This window comes from Bradyrhizobium guangdongense (assembly GCF_004114975.1).
GTDB lineage: Bacteria > Pseudomonadota > Alphaproteobacteria > Rhizobiales > Xanthobacteraceae > Bradyrhizobium > Bradyrhizobium guangdongense.
In genome coordinates, this window is record NZ_CP030051.1 from 1,009,349 (window position 1) to 1,027,646 (window position 18,298).

At 65.9% G+C, this 18,298-nt stretch carries 21 protein-coding genes; 14 read left to right on the forward strand and 7 right to left on the reverse strand.

Annotation, left to right across the window (positions count from 1 at the left end; genetic code table 11):
- Positions 1–58 precede the first annotated feature (58 nt).
- Both phnE (X265_RS04830) and phnE (X265_RS04835) read left to right on the forward strand, forming a co-directional pair.
- Complete coding sequence (gene phnE, locus X265_RS04830; RefSeq protein WP_128969143.1) at positions 59–943, forward strand: phosphonate ABC transporter, permease protein PhnE; 885 nt, start codon at positions 59–61, stop codon at positions 941–943.
- A 77-nt stretch (positions 944–1,020) separates the two neighbouring features.
- Positions 1,021–1,788, forward strand: coding sequence for a phosphonate ABC transporter, permease protein PhnE (gene phnE, locus X265_RS04835; protein ID WP_373291748.1), 768 nt, complete (start codon positions 1,021–1,023; stop codon positions 1,786–1,788).
- Positions 1,789–1,945: 157 nt separating this feature from the next.
- Here the strand turns inward: phnE (X265_RS04835) and phnF are convergent, their stop codons facing one another.
- Complete coding sequence (gene phnF / locus X265_RS04840; RefSeq protein WP_128963870.1) at positions 1,946–2,674, reverse strand: phosphonate metabolism transcriptional regulator PhnF; 729 nt, start codon at positions 2,672–2,674, stop codon at positions 1,946–1,948.
- 170 nt (positions 2,675–2,844) lie between these two features.
- Here phnF and phnG point away from each other — a divergent pair, with 170 nt between their 5' ends.
- From phnG to X265_RS04885, 9 genes are read left to right on the forward strand one after another with little or no spacing between them, the layout of a single operon-like run.
- On the forward strand, positions 2,845–3,258 hold the full coding sequence (gene phnG, locus X265_RS04845) for a phosphonate C-P lyase system protein PhnG (protein WP_373291747.1): 414 nt from the start codon (positions 2,845–2,847) through the stop codon (positions 3,256–3,258).
- Positions 3,259–3,262: 4 nt separating this feature from the next.
- Positions 3,263–3,871, forward strand: a complete 609-nt coding sequence (phnH, locus tag X265_RS04850; RefSeq protein ID WP_164938428.1) for a phosphonate C-P lyase system protein PhnH — start codon at positions 3,263–3,265, stop codon at positions 3,869–3,871.
- Positions 3,872–3,874: 3 nt separating this feature from the next.
- Positions 3,875–4,990, forward strand: a complete 1,116-nt coding sequence (locus X265_RS04855) for a carbon-phosphorus lyase complex subunit (protein WP_128963873.1) — start codon at positions 3,875–3,877, stop codon at positions 4,988–4,990.
- Complete coding sequence (locus X265_RS04860) at positions 4,987–5,895, forward strand: alpha-D-ribose 1-methylphosphonate 5-phosphate C-P-lyase PhnJ (protein ID WP_128963874.1); 909 nt, start codon at positions 4,987–4,989, stop codon at positions 5,893–5,895. The genes X265_RS04855 and X265_RS04860 overlap by 4 nt, the downstream gene beginning before the upstream one ends.
- The gene (phnK, locus tag X265_RS04865) at positions 5,888–6,679 is read left to right on the forward strand and encodes a phosphonate C-P lyase system protein PhnK (protein WP_128963875.1); all 792 of its coding nucleotides are present in this window, start codon (positions 5,888–5,890) and stop codon (positions 6,677–6,679) included. The genes X265_RS04860 and phnK overlap by 8 nt, the downstream gene beginning before the upstream one ends.
- Positions 6,680–6,687: 8 nt before the next feature.
- Positions 6,688–7,386 carry a phosphonate C-P lyase system protein PhnL gene (gene phnL, locus X265_RS04870; protein WP_164938429.1) on the forward strand — a complete coding sequence of 233 codons (699 nt, stop codon included), beginning with the start codon at positions 6,688–6,690 and terminating at the stop codon, positions 7,384–7,386.
- 14 nt (positions 7,387–7,400) lie between these two features.
- Positions 7,401–8,552, forward strand: coding sequence for an alpha-D-ribose 1-methylphosphonate 5-triphosphate diphosphatase (locus X265_RS04875; RefSeq protein ID WP_128963877.1), 1,152 nt, complete (start codon positions 7,401–7,403; stop codon positions 8,550–8,552).
- Complete coding sequence (phnN, locus tag X265_RS04880) at positions 8,549–9,145, forward strand: phosphonate metabolism protein/1,5-bisphosphokinase (PRPP-forming) PhnN (RefSeq protein WP_128963878.1); 597 nt, start codon at positions 8,549–8,551, stop codon at positions 9,143–9,145. Before X265_RS04875 ends, phnN begins: the two co-directional genes overlap by 4 nt.
- A gap of 25 nt (positions 9,146–9,170) precedes the next feature.
- Positions 9,171–9,782, forward strand: coding sequence for a pyridoxamine 5'-phosphate oxidase family protein (locus tag X265_RS04885; protein WP_128963879.1), 612 nt, complete (start codon positions 9,171–9,173; stop codon positions 9,780–9,782).
- Between the two features lie 221 nt (positions 9,783–10,003).
- On the opposite strand, the gene X265_RS04890 is transcribed toward X265_RS04885, so the two are convergent.
- The 6 genes from X265_RS04890 to X265_RS04915 all read right to left on the reverse strand — a co-directional run bounded on the left by X265_RS04890 (position 10,004) and on the right by X265_RS04915 (position 15,645).
- The gene (locus X265_RS04890) at positions 10,004–10,975 is read right to left on the reverse strand and encodes an IS110 family RNA-guided transposase (protein WP_128963081.1); all 972 of its coding nucleotides are present in this window, start codon (positions 10,973–10,975) and stop codon (positions 10,004–10,006) included.
- Positions 10,976–11,286: 311 nt separating this feature from the next.
- Positions 11,287–12,018, reverse strand: a complete 732-nt coding sequence (locus X265_RS04895) for an SDR family NAD(P)-dependent oxidoreductase (RefSeq protein WP_128963880.1) — start codon at positions 12,016–12,018, stop codon at positions 11,287–11,289.
- Positions 12,019–12,099: 81 nt separating this feature from the next.
- Entirely contained in the window at positions 12,100–12,603 is a 504-nt protein-coding gene (locus tag X265_RS04900) for a DUF6496 domain-containing protein (protein ID WP_128963881.1), read from the reverse strand.
- Between the two features lie 68 nt (positions 12,604–12,671).
- Positions 12,672–13,454, reverse strand: coding sequence for an alpha/beta fold hydrolase (locus tag X265_RS04905; RefSeq protein ID WP_128963882.1), 783 nt, complete (start codon positions 13,452–13,454; stop codon positions 12,672–12,674).
- 4 nt (positions 13,455–13,458) lie between these two features.
- On the reverse strand, positions 13,459–14,754 hold the full coding sequence (locus X265_RS04910; RefSeq protein WP_128963883.1) for an O-acetylhomoserine aminocarboxypropyltransferase: 1,296 nt from the start codon (positions 14,752–14,754) through the stop codon (positions 13,459–13,461).
- Between the two features lie 96 nt (positions 14,755–14,850).
- Entirely contained in the window at positions 14,851–15,645 is a 795-nt protein-coding gene (locus tag X265_RS04915; RefSeq protein ID WP_164938430.1) for an IclR family transcriptional regulator, read from the reverse strand.
- Between the two features lie 129 nt (positions 15,646–15,774).
- Here X265_RS04915 and X265_RS04920 point away from each other — a divergent pair, with 129 nt between their 5' ends.
- The 3 genes from X265_RS04920 to X265_RS04930 are packed head-to-tail and all read left to right on the forward strand — an operon-like array spanning position 15,775 to position 18,267.
- Entirely contained in the window at positions 15,775–16,740 is a 966-nt protein-coding gene (locus X265_RS04920) for a Bug family tripartite tricarboxylate transporter substrate binding protein (RefSeq protein WP_128963885.1), read from the forward strand.
- 3 nt (positions 16,741–16,743) lie between these two features.
- The gene (locus X265_RS04925; RefSeq protein ID WP_128963886.1) at positions 16,744–17,361 is read left to right on the forward strand and encodes a flavin reductase family protein; all 618 of its coding nucleotides are present in this window, start codon (positions 16,744–16,746) and stop codon (positions 17,359–17,361) included.
- A gap of 45 nt (positions 17,362–17,406) precedes the next feature.
- Complete coding sequence (locus tag X265_RS04930; protein ID WP_128963887.1) at positions 17,407–18,267, forward strand: fumarylacetoacetate hydrolase family protein; 861 nt, start codon at positions 17,407–17,409, stop codon at positions 18,265–18,267.
- Positions 18,268–18,298: the final 31 nt, after the last annotated feature.

Genomic DNA, 18,298 nt, shown 5'->3' on the forward strand with positions numbered 1-18,298 from the left:
CCTTGAGCCGGGTCGATGGACCCGGCTCTTTTTCTTGATGGACCTATCCGCCGAACAGATGACGATCGCGGTCTCGATTCTCCCGGAGCAGCAGCTCGCAGCACTGAACAGCGCCTATCGCAAGGCGGTTGCGCGCAAGCGCCTGCGTCTCCTGGCGGCCCTCGCCGTTTTCCTTGCCGCGCTGATCATGTCGTCGATCGGCGCCGAGGTGAACCTTCGCACCTTCTTCACATATTTCGGCAACTTCGTCAGCTATTTCGACCGCATCCTCACCCTCGACAGCGGCCAGCGCGTCTGGACCAATGTCGGCGAGTGGTTCTGGGGCCTGCACAAATGGCTGAAGCTGCTCGGCGAGACGCTGCTGATCAGCTATGTCGGCACGCTGCTCGGTGCCGTCCTCGCTTTCGCGTTGAACTTCTTCGCTGCTGAGAATACCTCTCCCGCGCGCTGGCTGCTCTTCACGGTGCGGCGCCTGCTCGAATTCGCGCGCACGGTGCCCGGCATCGTCTTCGCGCTGATCTTCGTCATCGCGTTCGGCCTCGGCCCGATGGCCGGTGTGCTCGCGATCGCGATCCACTCCACCGGCGCGCTCGGAAAGCTGTTCTCGGAGATCGTCGAGAATGCCGACATGAAGCCGGTCGAGGGCATTCGTTCCACCGGCGCGAGCTGGCTCTCCTGCATGCGCTTTGCGATCCTGCCGCAGGTCTCGGCGGGCTACGCCAGCTATGCGCTGCTGCGCTTCGAGATCAACGTGCGCGAGGCCTCTGTGATGGGCTTCGTCGGCGCCGGCGGCATCGGGCAGGAGCTGATCGTCGCGATCCGGAAATTCTACTACTCCGACGTCAGCGCGATCCTCGTGACCGTCATCGTCACGGTCTTCCTGATCGACATCACGACCGGCTGGGTGCGCGGCCGCCTGTTCGGCAAGGAGGCGCGGACGTGAGCAGGAAGCCGGAGGTGAATGCGGCCGAGCTCCGCGGCCGCTATCCCCAAATCTTCGATCGGCCCGCATCGTCGCGCATGGCGACGCCCGTCGTGCTTGCCGCTGCACTGGCGATCTTCGCGTTCGGCCTGGTCGATCTCGATTTCTCGCCCTCTCGCTTCATCTCGGGGCTGAGCCAGCTCGGCTGGATCAGCATGATGATGATCCCGCCAGATCCCGGCTCCTCGCTGCCGCTCTATCTGAAGGCGCTGGGCGAGACGCTGTCGATCGCGCTGCTCGGCACCACGCTCGCGGCGGTGCTCGCGCTGCCGGTCAGCCTGCTCGCGGCGCGCAACGTCGTGCCGTCGATCATCCTGCGCTTTCCGGTGCGTCGCTTGCTCGATTCGATCCGCGGCGTCGATACCCTGATCTGGGCACTGGTGTGGATCAACGTGGTCGGGCTCGGTCCGTTCGCGGGCGTGCTCGCCATTGCCGTGTCGGATTTCGGCGCTTTCGGCAAGCTGTTCTCCGAGGCGATCGAAGGCGCCGACCAGAGGCAGGTCGAGGGCATCCGCGCCTCCGGCGGCAGCGCGCTGCACGAGATCCGCTTCGGCCTGATGCCGCAGGTGCTTCCCGTCATCGCCGGTCAGGTGCTGTATTTCATCGAGTCGAACACGCGCTCGGCCACCATCATCGGCATCGTCGGCGCCGGCGGAATCGGCCTGCAGCTCGCCGAGCAGATCCGCGTGCTGGAATGGCAGAAAGTGTCGTTCCTGATCCTGATGATCCTGGTCGCCGTCGCAGGAATCGATTTCATCTCCGGCAAGCTGCGCTTTGCGATTATCGGGCGAAGGGCTGTGGCCTGAGTCCTTCGCCTCTCCCCGCTTGCGGGGAGAGGCCGGAATTTGCGAAGCAAATTCCGGGTGAGGGGAACTCTCCGCGAGTCTCACCGTCATTGCGGAGGCAGCCCCTCCCCCCAACCCTCTCCCCGTAAGAATGGGGCGAGGGAGAAGAGGCCGTGCCTTAAGGCTCCACCAGAAACTCCACCCGCTCCGCCGCGAAGCGCGAATGCTTCGTCACCAGCGGCTTGCCGTCGAGATGGTGGTCGGTCGCGTCGACCACCAGGATCGGCCGCCCCAGCGGCAGGTCGAGGCGCGCGGCGTCGGTCGCGTCGACAATGCCGGCGGTGATCCTCGTGGCGCCGCGGCGGTAGTCGCGGATTCCGTAATGCTCCAGCATCTTCGTCATGGAACGCGTGGCGGCAAACACCGTGCCCGCGCCCGGAAACAGCTCGGCCGACAGCCATGTGGTCGAGACGCAGATCGGGGTGCGGTCGGCGAGGCGAATCGCTTCGATCCGCACCAGGGGCGCGCCGGTCTTCAATCCCAATTCCCGTGCGAGCTCGCGCGTTGCGACATCGTCTGACGCCTCGATCATCTTTCCATGCGGCTCGCGGCCGTCCGCACCGACGATCTCGGAGAAGCGCGTGCGCGAGCGCAAGGGATAGGCGAGCTTCTGTGCTTCGACATAGGTGCCGCTGCCGCGCTCGGCGCGCACGAGGCCGCGCTCGGCAAGGGCCGCGAGCGCGCGCCGCACGGTGTGCCTGTTGACCCGGTAAGTTTCGGCGATCTCCATCTCGCCCGGCAATTTGTCGCCCGCGGCGAAGCGGCCGTTGGCGATGCCGCGTTCGATGCCATCGGCAACGAGGCGCCACAGCGCGACGCCCGAGGAGGCGGTGTCCTGCATGCTCATATCGCCGATCAGCCTAGCCCGAAAATCACACCCTTGTCACGAAACAGTCATGGCGCTCCCGTATCAAGTTGTCTAGTATCATAGACAACTTGGTTTCGGCAAGTTCTGCCTTAAGTTCGGTGGTTTCGGTGAGCCAACACAATACCCAGCAAGCCCAGCGCCAGGCCGCCATGGCCGTGCTGGCGCACGCGGAGGCGGGCGAGATCGCCGCCCGTCTCCGCACGATTCCCCTGCCAGGCCATCAGGACCTGCGTACGCCGGAAAACGGCCTCGTCATGCTGCGCGGCCGGGTCGGCGGGGACGGCGCGCCGTTCAATCTCGGAGAAGCCACCGTGTCGCGCGCGGCGGTGCGGCTTGCGAGCGGCGAGGTGGGGTTCGGCTACACGCTTGGGCGCGACGGCGAGAAGGCGCGGTTGATCGCCCTGTGCGATGCGCTGGTGCAGTCGCGCGACTTTGCTGCGACCGTCGAGCGCGATGTAATCGCGCCGTTGCGCGAGCAGCTTATGGTCCGGCGCAAGCAGCAGGCCGAACAGGCTGCGGCGACAAAGGTTGATTTCTACACCATGGTGCGCGGTGAGGGGTGAAGCCATGACCACGATTGCGGAGCTGCCGCCGGGATTCGCCGACAAGGTGTTGTCGGCGCAATCGACCTTTCGCTCGGTGATGGATGCGATGGCTCGGCCGGGTTCGGTGCAGCGCATCGTGCCGATGGCGGGAACGGCTGGCCCCATGATGCGCGGCACCGCCGCGATCGCGCTGACGCTGTTCGACCACGACACGCCGCTCTGGCTCGATGCACGGATGTCGGAAAGCTCCGACGTCCTGAAGTGGTTGAAGTTTCACACCGGCGCGCCCGTGGTGCAGGACACGTCGGTTGCCTCGTTCGCGCTGATCAGCGACGGCGGCGCGCTGCCCGCGCTCGAACGGTTCGCGCTCGGCACCAATGAATACCCTGACCGTTCGACCACTCTGATCATTCAGGTCGATAATCTGGACTCCGGCCGCAGCTTCGAGCTGCGTGGCTCCGGCATCGATGGCGTCGCGACGCTCCATGCCTCGATCAAGCCGTTCGACCTGTTCGAGCGGCTGCGCATCAACGAGGCGCTGTTTCCGCGCGGCATCGACCTGGTTCTGGTTGCCGGCGATGCCGTGGTAGCGATCCCGCGCACGACGCGCATCGTGAGCAAGGGAGGCTGACGCATGTATGTCGCAGTCAAAGGCGGCGAACGCGCCATCGAGAACGCCCATCGCCTGCTCGCCAATGCGCGGCGAGGCGACCAAAGCGTGCCTGAGCTCTCTCTCGACCAGATCTCGGAGCAGCTTGGGCTGGCCGTCGACCGCGTCATGAGCGAGGGCTCGCTCTATGATCGGGAGCTCGCGGCGCTCGCGATCAAGCAGGCGCGCGGCGATCTGATCGAGGCGATCTTCCTGGTCCGCGCCTTCCGCGCCACCTTGCCGCGCTTCGGCGCCAGCCAGCCTGTTGACACCGGCGCGATGCGGGTGCAGCGGCGCGTGTCCTCGACCTTCAAGGACATTCCCGGCGGGCAGATCCTCGGACCGACTTTCGACTATACACACCGTCTGCTCGATCCCTCGCTTGCGGAAGGATTCGTGCCGGAGGCGCCGGCCGTGGCCGAAGCCTCGACGGCGCCGACGCCGCGCGCAACCGATATTCTGGGCCGGGACGGGCTAATCGAGACCTCTCCGCGAGCCGAGGAGGGCGCCAGTGTCGGCGACCTCACCCGCGAGCCGCTCAACTTCCCTGCCGAGCGGGATCTGCGTCTGCAGAATCTGGCGCGCGGCGACGAAGGATTCCTGCTGGCGATGGGTTACTCCACCCAGCGCGGCTACGGCCGCAATCATCCCTTCGCCGGCGAGATCCGCTTTGGCGAGGTCGAGGTCGAATTTGCCGCCGAAGACGTCGGCTTCGCCGTGCCGCTCGGATCGATCGAGCTGACGGAGTGCCAGATGGTCAACCAGTTCAAGGGCTCGGCCACGGAAGCACCATGCTTCACGCGGGGCTACGGTCTCGCCTTCGGGCAGAGCGAGCGCAAGACCATGTCGATGGCGTTGGTCGATCGCGCCCTGCGTGCCCGGGAGCTGGGTGAAGAGGCCCTCGCTCCGGCACAGGATGAAGAATTCGTGTTGTCGCATTCGGACAACGTCCAGGCCACCGGCTTCGTCGAGCACCTCAAGCTGCCGCACTATGTCGACTTCCAGTCCGAGCTCGGCCTCCTGCGCAAGCTGCGCAAGGAATTTGCCGAATCCTCCTCCGAGACCAATACGCCCGATGCCATGAAGGAGGCCGCGGAATGAACGCGCCCGCCTACAATTTCGCCTATCTCGACGAGCAGACAAAGCGGATGATCCGCCGCGCGATCCTGAAGGCGATCGCGATCCCCGGCTATCAGGTGCCGTTCGCCAGCCGCGAAATGCCGATGCCCTATGGCTGGGGCACTGGTGGCGTGCAGGTGACGGCCGCAATCCTGGGGCCCGAGGATGTGTTGAAGGTGATCGACCAGGGTTCTGACGACACCACCAATGCGATCTCGATCCGTAAATTCTTCGCCAAGACCGCGGGCGTCGCGACGACGACCTCGACCGATGAGGCGACGGTGATCCAGACGCGCCACCGCATCCCCGAGACCTCGCTTCATGCGAACCAGGTGCTGGTCTATCAGGTGCCGATTCCGGAACCGCTGCGCTTCCTCGAGCCGCGCGAAACCGAGACGCGGCGCATGCATGCGCTCGCCGAATACGGCCTGATGCATGTGAAACTTTACGAGGACATCGCCCGCTTCGGTCACATCGCGACCGCATACGCCTATCCCGTGAAGGTGAACGCGCGCTACGTGATGGACCCGTCGCCGACGCCGAAATTCGACAATCCCAAGATGGACAATTGCCCGGCGTTGCAATTGTTCGGCGCCGGCCGCGAGAAGCGCATCTATGCGATCCCGCCGTATACCCAGGTGATGTCGCTCGATTTCGAGGATCACCCGTTCGAGCCCTACCGCTTCAATGCGCCCTGCGCGCTGTGCGGGGCCGAAAACTCCTATCTCGATGAGATCGTCACTGATGACAGCGGCAGCCGCATGTTCGTCTGCTCGGATACCGACTATTGCGAGGGCCGCCAGGCCGCCGGCCATCGTGGTGCCTTGAGTGCTGCGCCATACAAGGACCAGCCGCAGGGAGAAGCACAAGGGAAAGAAAATGGCTGATCTTCTGGAAACCGATCAGCCGCTGCTCATCGCTGATGGCTTGAGCAAGTCCTACGGCCGTATCGCCGCATGCCGCGATGTGTCCTTCTCGCTTTATCCCGGCGAGGTGCTGGCGATCGTCGGCGAATCCGGCTCCGGCAAGTCGACGTTGCTGCAATTGCTGTCGGGCCAGCTCGCGGCCAGCGGCGGACAGGTATCTTATCGCATGCGCGATGGTATCACCCGCGATCTCGCCTCGCTCGGCGAGGCCGAGCGGCGCCTGCTGTTTCGCACCGATTGGGGATTCGTGCACCAGGATCCGGCGCAGGGCCTGCGCATGGCCGTTTCCGCCGGCGCCAATGTCGGCGAGCGGCTGATGGCGGTGGGCTGGAATCATTACGGCCGCATCCGCGAATCCGCCTCCGACTGGCTCACGCGGGTCGAGATCGACGTCGCGCGCATCGACGATGCGCCGCGCACCTATTCGGGCGGCATGCGCCAGCGCCTGCAGATCGCGCGCAACCTCGTCACCGGCCCGCGGCTGGTGTTCATGGACGAGCCGACCGGCGGCCTCGACGTCTCGGTGCAGGCCCGTCTGCTCGATCTCCTGCGCAATCTCGTCGCCGAATTGCATCTCGCCGTCGTCATCGTCACCCATGATCTCGCGGTCGCGCGGCTGCTGTCCCATCGCGTGATGGTGATGAAGGGCGGCCGCGTCATCGAAACGGGCCTCACCGACCAGGTGCTGGACGATCCGCGCGAGCCCTACACCCAGCTCCTCGTCTCCTCGATACTGCCGCCATGAGTTCTCCGATGACTGCCATGATCGACATCGCCGGCGCCAACAAGACCTTCACGATGCACCTCCAGGGCGGCATCGAACTGCCCGTCGTGCGCGGCGTCACCTTTCAGGTCCAGCCCGGCGAGTGCGTCGTATTGTCGGGGCCATCAGGCGCCGGGAAATCGTCGATCCTGAAGATGATCTTTGGCAACTACCGCTGCGACTCCGGCCGCATCGGCATCCGTCATCGCGGGGCGCTGATCGACCTCGCCACCGCCGAGCCACGGCAGGTGCTCAACGTCCGCCGCTCCACCATCGGCTATGTGAGCCAGTTCCTGCGCGCGGTGCCGCGCGTGGCCACCATCGACGTCGTCGCCGAACCTCTGATCGCCGGCGGCACGGCTCGCGCCGACGCGCAGGCGCGCGCCGGGGAGCTCTTGCATCGCCTCAATATTCCGGAGCGGCTCTGGCAGCTTCCGCCCGCGACCTTCTCCGGCGGTGAGCAGCAGCGCGTCAACATTGCGCGCGGCTTCATCTCGGAGCTGCCGATCCTGCTGCTGGACGAGCCGACCGCCTCGCTCGATGCCGCCAACCGCGCCATCGTGGTCGAGCTCGTTGCCGAGAAGAAGCGCCAGGGCGTTGCCATGGTCGCCATTGTCCATGATGACGAAATCCGTCATTTGATTGCCGATCGCATAGTCGACGTCACCGGCTTTGCCGCCGCGGCCTGAAGGAACTGGGGAAAATGAAGCCGAAGGAAACAGTGATCGCCAACGCCAGGATCGTGCTGGCCGACCGGGTGATCGAACAGGGCTGGCTTGCTCTCACCGACGGACGCATCGCTGAGATCGGTGAGGGTAGGGCGCCCGCGGGTGCCGAGGATGCCGGCGGCGATCTCGTCATGCCGGGGTTGATCGAGCTTCACACCGACCATCTCGAAGCTCATTACGTACCGCGCCCGAAAGTGTTCTGGAATCCGGTCGCCGCGGTCATCTCCTATGACGGCCAGCTCGCCACGTCCGGTATCACCACCGTGTTCGACTCGCTCCGGGTCTGGCGCGAGGACGGTGCCGAGGAGGTCGACGGCCGCGCCGGCGTGCTCGCCGCCGCGATCACCAGCGCGCGCGAGGCGAGCCTGCTGCGCGCCGACCATTTCCTGCATCTGCGCTGCGAAATCCCGATGCCGAGCGTGGTCGAGGAGGCCAAGGAGCTGATCGACCGCCCCGACGTCAAGCTGATGTCGCTGATGGATCACACGCCCGGCCAGCGCCAGTTCCGCGACGAGGTCAAGCTGCGCGACTATTACCGCGGCAAAGGCGGTGGCAAGACCGATGCCGAGCTCGACGAGCTGTTTGCAAAGCGATTCGAGTACCAGAAGAAATATGCCGCAACCAATATGCGCGAGATCGTGGCCTTGGCGCACGAATACCGGATTCCGCTGGCGAGCCATGACGATACCACCGACGAGAATGTCGCGGATGCCGTGCGTGACGGCGTGGCGGTGGCGGAGTTCCCGACCACGATCGAGGCCGCGCGCGGCCTGCACCAGGCCGGCATCGACATCCTGATGGGCGCGCCCAACGTCGTGCGCGGCGGCTCGCATTCCGGCAACATCGCCGCCGTCGATCTCGCGCGCGAAGGCCTGCTCGATATCCTGTCGTCGGATTACATCCCGTCCAGCCTCTTGATGGGCGCGCTGCAATTGCCCGAGCATGCACCCTCGATCAGCCTGCCGGCGGCTGTTCGCACCGTGACCAAGGCGCCGGCCGATGCGGTCGGCCTCACCGACCGCGGTGAGATCGCGATCGGCAAGCGCGCCGATCTGATCCGCGTCCACATTGCGGGCAGCGTTCCCGTGGTCCGCAGCGTCTGGCGCGAAGGCGGCCGCGTCGCATGAGCGACACCGAGACCATGGCACAGGACAAGGCGGGCGCGATCGGCCCCGGCCGGCTCGTGCTCGTGGTCGGCGCGAGCGGCGCCGGCAAGGACACGCTGTTGCGGCTGGCGCAGGCCGCCTGCGCCGACGATCGGAATATCGTCTTTCCGCGCCGCATCGTGACGCGTGCCTCCTCGGCCGACGAGGACAATATTGCGGTGAGCCCGGACGAATTTGCCCGCGCGCGCGAGCATGGCGATTTCGCCGTGCATTGGGACGCGCATGGGCATGCCTATGCACTGCCGCTGGAGATCAATGACGACATCCGCGCCGGCCGCACCGTAGTCGTCAACGTCTCGCGCACCGTGATCAGCGCGCTGCGCCGGGCCTATGCCAACGTGGTCGTCGTCGTGATCACGGCGCCGCCGGACGTGCTGGCGCAGCGGCTTGCCGCGCGGGCACGACACAGCGACGGCAATATCGCGGAACGGCTGTCGCGCAGCGTCGATGATTCGTCGGCCAATGCCGATGTCACCATCCTCAACGCCGGCAGTGCGGACTATCACGGCCGACAGCTCGTACGCGTGATCAGGAATGAAGGCTGGCAGGACTAGTTGCCGGCACAGCAAGGAGAGCGGAATGACGGTGATCGAAACGGTCGAACAGCTGGAAGCCATCTATGGCGCCACCAACGACGCCTCGACCGTGAAAGTCGCCGACCATGTCACCCCGCTCTACCGCATCTTCATCGAGAAGGCGCCGTTCGCGGCGCTCGCCACCATCGGGCCCGAGCGCGTCGACTGCTCGCCGCGCGGCGATCTCCCCGGCTTCGTCCGCATCCATGATCCCAAAACGCTGATGCTGCCCGACCGGCGCGGCAACAACCGGATCGATTCCCTTCGCAACATCGTGCGTGATCCCAGGGTGTCGCTGATGTTCCTGATCCCCGGCTCCGGCAATGCGGTCCGCGCCAACGGCCGCGCGCACCTCTCGGTCGAGCCCGAACTGCTGGCCTCGTTCGAGGTCCAGGGCAAGGCGCCGCGTAGCGTCATGGTGATGAGTGTGGACGAGATCTACTTCCAATGCGCCCGCGCCATCGTCCGCGCCGACCTCTGGAATCCCGACAAGCGCGTCGATCCCAAAGCGCTGCCGACGCCGGGCCAGATCCTCGCCGAGATGAGCGAGAACAAGGTCGGCGGCGCGGCGTATGATCGCGACTGGCCGGAGCGGGCGGCCGCGACGATGTGGTAAGCCTCTTACACGTCGCGAGCCGGGATTCGTAGCAACCATTAAGTCGCCCCCGATGGCCTTGATGGTGACGCCGCGCTTGCGCCCATCAAGGCGTGGCCTGGCAGCAGCTGATGTAAGGCGGGAGCAGAGCGACGGCCAGCCTTGACGGCCGCCGCGCGCGGCGTCTTTGTTGCGGCAGGTCGGGACGAAGAAACGGTCGCCTAGTCGAACAAAGAAACGGGTCAGGCGGCGGGCCGCTTGGCGAGTTGAGGCAGCTCTGCCACCCAGGGAGTTCCGCGGGCGACGACGGCGTTGATCGTGACGAGCAGCTTTCTGGCGCAGGCGATGAGCGCGCATTTGTGGCCTTTGCCGGCGGCGATCAGGCGGGCGTACAGAGCCTTGAGCTGCGGATTCCAGCGGAAGGATGCCGCAAGGGCCGCGGTGTAGAGCGCCCGGCGCAGGCGTTCGCGGCCACCCTCGATGTGACGGGCGCCGGCGCGATTGCCGCTGTCGTCGTCGTAAGGCGCCAGCCCGCCGAGAGCTGCAGCGGGCCCACGCGTGATGTTGCCGACCTCGGGCATCCTGACCAGGACGGCAACCGCGGTCGGCAGGCCGCAGCCGGCGACGCTATAGATCAGATCGAGCCGTGCGGCCAGATCAGGGTGCTTGCGGATCGTCGCCAGCAGCGCTTTGAGTTCAGCTCGTTTGGACTTGGTCAGGAGCGCGATCTGCGCCTTCCAAACCCCTTGAATCCGCGTGTCGCGGCAACTCTCAAGCCGGTTCTTCAGTCTTGCGATGTCCTCCGTGATCTGGTCGATCATCGTCAGATGCTCGGCAAAGGGCTGCAGACGCGGATCCGGAGCGGGATGGATCGTTTTGACCGCAGCAGTGCACATCGCGATCAGCGCCGCGTCGATCGTATCGTTCTTGGCCAGCAGCTGATGGAACGTGGCATAGGCACGGACCTGCTTGGGCTGAAACAGGACGACGACGAACCGCTTGCGTCGCAGCTCAGCGACGACAGCCCGCTCATAGCCTCCGCTTGCCTCGATCCCTATCCGCTTGACCTTGTGGCCCTTCAGCCACTCCACCAGCTCCTGGCGGCCTTCTACCGTATTGTCGACCTGCAATCGCTCCGAGCTGCCGTCGACCGCCACGTCGAGCTTGTCTTTGCCGGTATCGATCCCGGCACAGATCATGATATGCTTGGCCATCTTCCTCGACCCTCCCTTGTGAATGCGAACCTGAAGTTCGTTCAACCATGCGGGTCCCGCTGAAGTGCCGACCGCGATCTTGCTACGAAACGCAGCCCTTCAGGGCTTCGGTGGGCATCGATCCGATCGATCGGCGGCCCAGCTCGGGCGGCCACCCGGGCTGGGCCATTCCTCACGGAACGTGGCCATCCTAACCCGGCGCGCTAATACAAGGGTGGGCAAAGGCGCACTTGCGCCGTGCCCACGAATTCTCACCAATCACACGCAAAGGGTGGGCACGCATTCCCCGCGTTCGGAAGAGGGAGGCCCCCCTAATTGAACGCCATCCCGCCGCTCAGCGCGATGGTCTGCCCCGTCATGTAGGCGTTGTCGACCAGCAGCATCACCGCTTTCGCCACCTCGTCCGCGGTGCCGAACCGGCCGAGCGGGATGCGGCTGACGAGCTGCGGCTGGCCGCTCATCATGTCGGTCTCTATCAGCGACGGCGCCACTGCGTTGACAGTGATGCCCTCCTTCACCAGCCGTGCCGCGTAGCCGCGGGTGAGCCCTTCCATCCCGGCCTTTGACGCATTGTAATGCGGGCCGATCGAGCCGGCGCCCCGCGCAGCACCCGAGGAGATGTTGACGATGCGGCCCCAGTTTCGCGCGCGCATCGACGGCAGCACCGCTTGCGTGCACAGGAAGGCGGATTTCAGGTTGACCAGGATGGTGCGATCGAAATCCTCCTCGGTGAGGTCATCGACGCCGCGGGTGATCGCGATGCCGGCATTGTTGACGAGAATGTCGATGGGCCCAAGCCCGGCCGTGACGCGCTCGACCATTCCGGCCACGGCTGCGCGCTGCGACACATCGGCCGCGACTACGATGGCGCGGCCGCCCTGCCGGACAATCTCGCCTGCGAGTTGTTCAGCCGGGCCAATTCTCTCGCGGCAATTGATTGCCACCGCCACGCCTGCTTCGGCCAGCGCACGGCAGACCGCTGCGCCAATCCCGCGCGAGCCGCCGGTGACGAGCGCGACGCGCCCCTTGAGTGTCTCTGACATGAAAGCTCCGCTCGATCCAATGACCACCGGATCGTCAGTCGAGAGCAGCTCGCGTTCAACTCACAAGGCCGCTACACGCCATCAGCTTCGGCGGCGTGCCCTGGTGCGCGCCGCCTTCTTCGCGGCGGCGGAGCGGGCCATGGCGCCCTTGGTGCGGCTCGCCTTCCGTGCGGCGGCCGAACGCGACGCCGCGCTGCGGCGGCTTGCGGCGCTCTTGGCTTGTTTCGAGAGCGCGTTGCGCGATGCCGTCGAGCGCGGCTCCTTCTTCAGGACGTTCTCGACGGCGCGTGACACCTTCGGCCGCCGCTTCGGCGTGCGTTTACCCTGGCCGGCCTCATAGGCGTATTTGGCGCTGCGGCGCGTCGATTTCTTGGTGCGTCCTTTGCGCGGCGGCGGCAGATCGACGCCGGCGCGGCGCGCCTCGGACAGGCCGATGGCAATCGCCTGCTTGGTCGAGCGCGCGCCGTGCTTGCCTTTCCGGATCTTGTCGATCTGGTCCTTGACGAATTCGCCGGCCTGCGTGCTGGCCGATTTGCCGGCGCGCTTGTCCTGCTTGGCTTTGCGAATGACTTCTTGTCTTGGCATGGGTCAAGTTCCCTCTGGAGTTCACAGGGATGTCCGACCGCAACGCATGACGCGGACGATTGATCCGCTCAGTTCCTCAAGGCCGCCAGCAGTTCGTCCGGACGCTCGGCCATGATCATGTGGCCGGCGCCCGGCACCACGATCGTCTTTGCATGCGGAATCGCCGCCGCAAGCGCTTTGCCGGCCTTCGGCGGCGTCATCATGTCTCTTTCGCCGAGGATGAGGGTAACAGGCACTTTCACGCTCGCTGCTGCCTGAAGCGCGTTCGCATAGGCATTGCAGGCCGACAAATCACGGAACAGCACGCCGGGTTCGCAGTGTTTCAACACCGCCTGCGCGCCGCCATGCATCCACAGGCCCGGCGCAAGGCTGCCGCCGAGCTCGGCCCTGAAGCCGAGGCCCCAGATCGAGACCATGTCGTTCGCATCCTGCGAGTTGGCTTCCGCCGCTTTGAGCAGATCCGGGCCCACCGTCATGGTCGCGGCCGTGCCGATCAGGCTGAGCGCGGACACCTTGTGGGGATGCCGCGCGGCGGTCTCCAGCGAGATCAGCGATCCCATGGAATGGCCGATCAGGTGCGCCTTGGCAGCTCCTGTCGCATCGAGCAGCGCCGAGGTCCAATCGGCCATGTCGGCGATGCTTCCCAGAGACGGCCCGGCGGAGCGGCCGTGCCCGGGGAGATCAGGCGCCAGCACGCCGAAGCCGTGATGGGCGAACCAGCGCGTATGCAGCGCCCAGGTGGAATGGTCGAAGCCCGCGCCGTGGAGGAAGACGACTGTGGGCAGCGTCTTATCGAAGTCGCGGCCGCCGGTTGCGACGAACACCTCGGTGCCGTTGACGGTGAGCTGCATCCTGTCAAACCTTCTGCGAGATGCGCAGCGCCTGCGCGAGATCGTCGATGATGTCGGACGCGGTCTCGATGCCGACCGACAGCCGCACCAGCTCCTCGCCGATGCCGGCGGCCTTGAGCTGCTCGGCGTCCATCTGCTGATGCGTGGTCGAAGCCGGGTGTATCACCAATGTCTTGGCGTCGCCGACATTGGCGAGATGGCTGATCATGCGCAAGCTCTCGATGAACTTTCGGCCCGCGGGCCGGCCGCCCTTGATGCCGAACGAGACGATCGACCCCGCGCCGCGCGGCAGCAGCGTTTTTGCCAGCTGATAATCGGGATGGTTCTCCAGCGAGGGATGCAGCACCCAGTCGACCGCCTTGTTGGACTTCAGGGCTTCCAGCACCAGATGCGTGTTCTGCATGTGCCTGTCCATGCGCACGGCGAGCGTCTCGACGCCCTGCAGCAGCTGGAACGCGTTGGTCGGCGACAGGCAGGCGCCGAAATCGCGCAAACCTTCCGTGCGCGCACGCATGATGAAGGCGGCCGTGCCGAACTGCTCGTCGAAGACGATGCCGTGATAGCCGCCATAGGGCTCGGTCAGCACGCCGAACTTGCCCGAGCCGCGCCAGTCGAAGCGGCCGCCGTCGACGATGGCGCCGCCGATCGCGATGCCATGCCCGCCGATCCATTTGGTTGCCGAATGCATCACGATGTCGGCCCCGAGCTCGACCGGCCGGCTGAGATAGGGCGTGGCGAAGGTGTTGTCGATCAGCAGCGGGATCTTCGCCTCATGCGCAATCGCGGCGACCGCGGGGATGTCAAGCACCTCAAGGCCCGGATTGCCGATGGTCTCGCCGATCACGAGCTTCGTATGCGGCCTGATCGCGGCGCGGAACGCATCGAGATCGCGCGGCTTCGCGAAGGTCGTGGTGATGCCGAAGCGCGGCAGCGTATGCGCGAGCAGGTTGATGGTGCCGCCATAGAGCGAGCTCGACGCCACGATATGGTCGCCGGCATTGAGCAGCGTCGCGATGGCGAGGTGCAGCGCCGCCATGCCGCTCGCGGTGCAGATCGCGCCGACGCCGCCTTCGAGCGCCGCAAGCCGCTCTTCCAGCACGCCGGTGGTGGGGTTGGAGATGCGCGTGTAGATGTGGCCGGCGCGCTCCAGGTTGAACAGCGCCGCCGCGTGATCGGAATCCTGGAACACGTAGGACGTGGTCTGGTAGATCGGCACCGCGCGGGCGCCGGTCGCGGGATCCGGATGCTGGCCCGCATGCAGGCTCAGGGTTTCGAAGGCAGGCGGTTTTGGCGCGGGCATGCGTGGCCTCAAAGCTCGGTCGGCGATGGCGGCCCTTGTGCCACAAAACGAGGGAGCAAGTCAGCCATTGACAGCGCCGCGTGAGCTCCGGGAGCGCTAACCGCGGATCGCCTGCTCGATGACACGCGCCTCGCGCAACAGGATCTCCGCGACCTCCTGCTCGCGGCGCGGGCCGAGCCTCGTTCGAACGGCGGAGACGGTCATGGCCGCCGCGGGCCGGCCGTCCGGGGTCTTGATCCAGGTCGAGATCGATTTGGTGCCCTGAACGAGGCCAAGCTCCCGCATGCCGTAGCCGCGCCGCCGTGCCGCGACGACCTGGCCGAGCACGGTCGCAGCGTCGGTGCGGTAGCTCTCGAATCTCTTTTCATTGGCCGCGACAAGCTTTCGCGCATCCTGCGGCGGCAGCGCGGCGAGGATGGCCACCCCCGCGCTGGAAACGCCGAGCGGGCGGCGCGCGCCGACATCGATCGACAGCACCTGGATCGGATAGGCGCCGATCCGGCGATCGACGCACAGCGTGTCGTTGCCGGTCCGTACCGTCAGGAACAGCGTGTCGCCGATCGCGGCGGAAGCCCGGCGCAGCGAAGGTCCCGCCGCGACCAGCAGCGGCGAGGGCTGGGGACGCGCCAGCGCCAGCTCAGGCACCTGGTTGCCGATCGCATAGCAGCCGGTTCGATCGTGCCGTTCGACGATGCCTTCCTCGATCAGCACGTGCACGATGCGATGCACGGTCGGGCGGGTGAGGCCGGTCGCCTGCACGACCTCGGCCAATGGCACACCGTCCTCGCGGCCTGCGGCAAGAATGCGCAGCACCGCGAGCGCGCGCCGGATGGCTTGCGCGCCTTGCCGCGGTTCTGTGGGGCTGTTGGCCGGCTTGCGTCTCTTGTCCATATTGTGGACAAGAACGCCATAATTCACTCGACAGGTAAAGCGCCCATCGGGAGATTGCGCCGCAGTCGAGTGCCGTGCGCGTCATCGGGGCATGCGACCTGGAATTGGAAGCGCCGCCGGGAGGTTAACATGAGATTAATCGCAATTGCCATCGCTGCCGTCGCTGCGATGCTGGCAGGGCCGGTGTCGGCCCAGCAATGGCCGGCACGCAGCGTCAAGCTGATCGTGCCCTATCCCGCCGGCGGCAACGTCGACAGCGCCGCGCGCATCATCGCCGACAAGCTTCAGGAAAAGCTCGGCCAGCCCTTCATCATCGAGAACAAGGCCGGCGCCGGCGGCATGATCGCGGGCGAAGCCTTCGCGAAATCGGCACCCGACGGCTACACGCTGTTCGTCGGCGCCAACGGCCCGGTGCTGTTCGCGACCGAGATCAACAAGCGCGATGCCTACAACTGGAAGAAGGATTTCCTGCCGATCTCGACGATCTCGATGACGCCGCTGGTGCTCGAGGTCCATCCGTCGGTGCAGGCCAACACGTTCAAGGAGTTCGTCGACCTCGCCAAGCGCGAGCCCGGCAAGCTGACCATGGCCTCGCCCGGCCCCGGCACCACCAACCACCTGCTCAGCGAGTTGATGCAGTCGAGCCTCGACCTGCAATGGGTTACGGCGCATTACCGCGGCAACGCGCCTGCGATCAACGATCTCCTCGGCGGCCAGGTGCAGTTCGCGTTCGACCAGCTCACGGTCAGTCTCCAGCACATCAAGGCCGGCCTGTTCCGCGCGCTCGCGGTCACCAGCCCGCACCGTCTGAAGTCGCTGCCCGACGTGCCGACCTTTGCCGAGCTCGGCTACAAGGACTTCGACGGCCAGACCTTCACCGGCCTGTTCGCGCCCGCGGGCACGCCGGCGCCCATCGTCGACAAGCTGCACGAGACGCTGGTTGCGATCCTGAAAGACCCGAGCGTGGTCGACAAGTTCGACAAGCTGGGTGCCGAAGCCACGCCGATGACGCCGGACGAGTTCAGGGCTTATCTCGAGCGCGAGGACGCCAAGTGGATTCCGGTCGTGCGCAAGGCCAACATCAAGGCCGATTGAGCGATGCGGATCGATCCCACCGAGCTCGGCGCGGAGCGCATCTACCGGCTGATGACCGGCATCGTGGTGCCGCGCCCGATCGCCTGGGTGACCAGTCTGTCGCGCGCAGGCGTGCTCAATCTCGCGCCGTTCAGCGCCTTCACCTTCGTCTCGCAGAAGCCGCCGATGCTCGCCATCAGCGTCGGCCGCAAGGGCGCCGACTACAAGGACACCGCGCACAACATCCTCGACACCGAGGAATACGTCATCCACATCGCCGACACCCCGCTGATGTCTGCGGTGCACGACAGTTCGGTCGAGCATCCGCCCGAGATCAGCGAGGTCGAGCATCTCGGGCTCGAGACGCTGCCGTGCGAGCGCATCAAGGTGCCCAGGCTTTCGGCGGCGCCCGTGGCGATGGAATGCGTGTTCCGGCAATGTCTGGAGTTCGGCGACGCCCGCAGCCGGCTGATCGTCGGCGAGGTCGTGATGTTCCACGTCCGCGACGGCCTCGTGAACGACGGCAAGGTCGAGACCAGGGCGCTCGACCCGATCGCGCGCATCGGCGGTCCTCGTTATGCCCGCCTCGGCGAGATCGTGACGCTGAACACGGTGTTCCAGACTCCCAAATCAAAAGACTGAGCGCTTGGGCCCCCGAACGCGCCTCTCGACACCTGGAGAATGACAATGCGACTGGTGAGCTATCTGGTGGACGGAGAGCCGCGCTATGGCGCTGCCGTTGAAGCCGGCGTCATCGATCTGACCAAGCGGATCGGCCGCGACTTCTCCGACGTGAAAGCGTTGATCGCGGCGAACGCGCTCGGCGATGCGCAGGAGGCGGTGGCCGGTCAAAAGCCCGACTACGCGCTGGAAGAGCTCACGCTGTTGCCGCCGGTGCTGGCGCCGGAGAAGCTCTGGTGCATCGGCGTCAACTACGCCGAGCGCAATGCCGAATACAAGGACAATTCGGACCTGCCCAAATATCCGAGCCTGTTCGTGCGCAGCATGTCGTCGATGACAGGTTCCGGCCAGCCGCTCGAGAAGCCCAAAGTCTCCGACCAGCTCGATTATGAAGGCGAGCTCGTCATCGTGATCGGCCAGGGCGGCCGTCATATCAGCCGCGAGAAAGCCTGGTCGCACATCTTCGGCATGACGCTGTGCAACGAGGGCACGATCCGCGACTGGCTGCGCCACGGCAAGTTCAACGTCACGCAGGGCAAGAACTTCGACCGTTCCGGCAGCATCGGCCCCTGGATCGTCACCGCGGACGAGCTTGATCCGCGGGGGCCGCACGACATCATCACCCGCGTCAATGGCGAGGTCCGGCAGCAGGATACGACCGAGCGACTGATGTTCCCGTTCGACTTCCTGATCTCCTATCTCTCGACGTTCGCCACGCTCAAGCCCGGCGACATGATCGTGACGGGCACGCCGACCGGGGCGGGCGCGCGCTTCGACCCGCCGCGCTGGCTCAAGGTCGGCGACGTCGTCGAGGTCGAGTCGAGCCGTATCGGCGTTCTTCGCAACACCGTGGCCGCGGAGCAGTAATCATGCTGGACGCCGCCACGATCGAACGCCT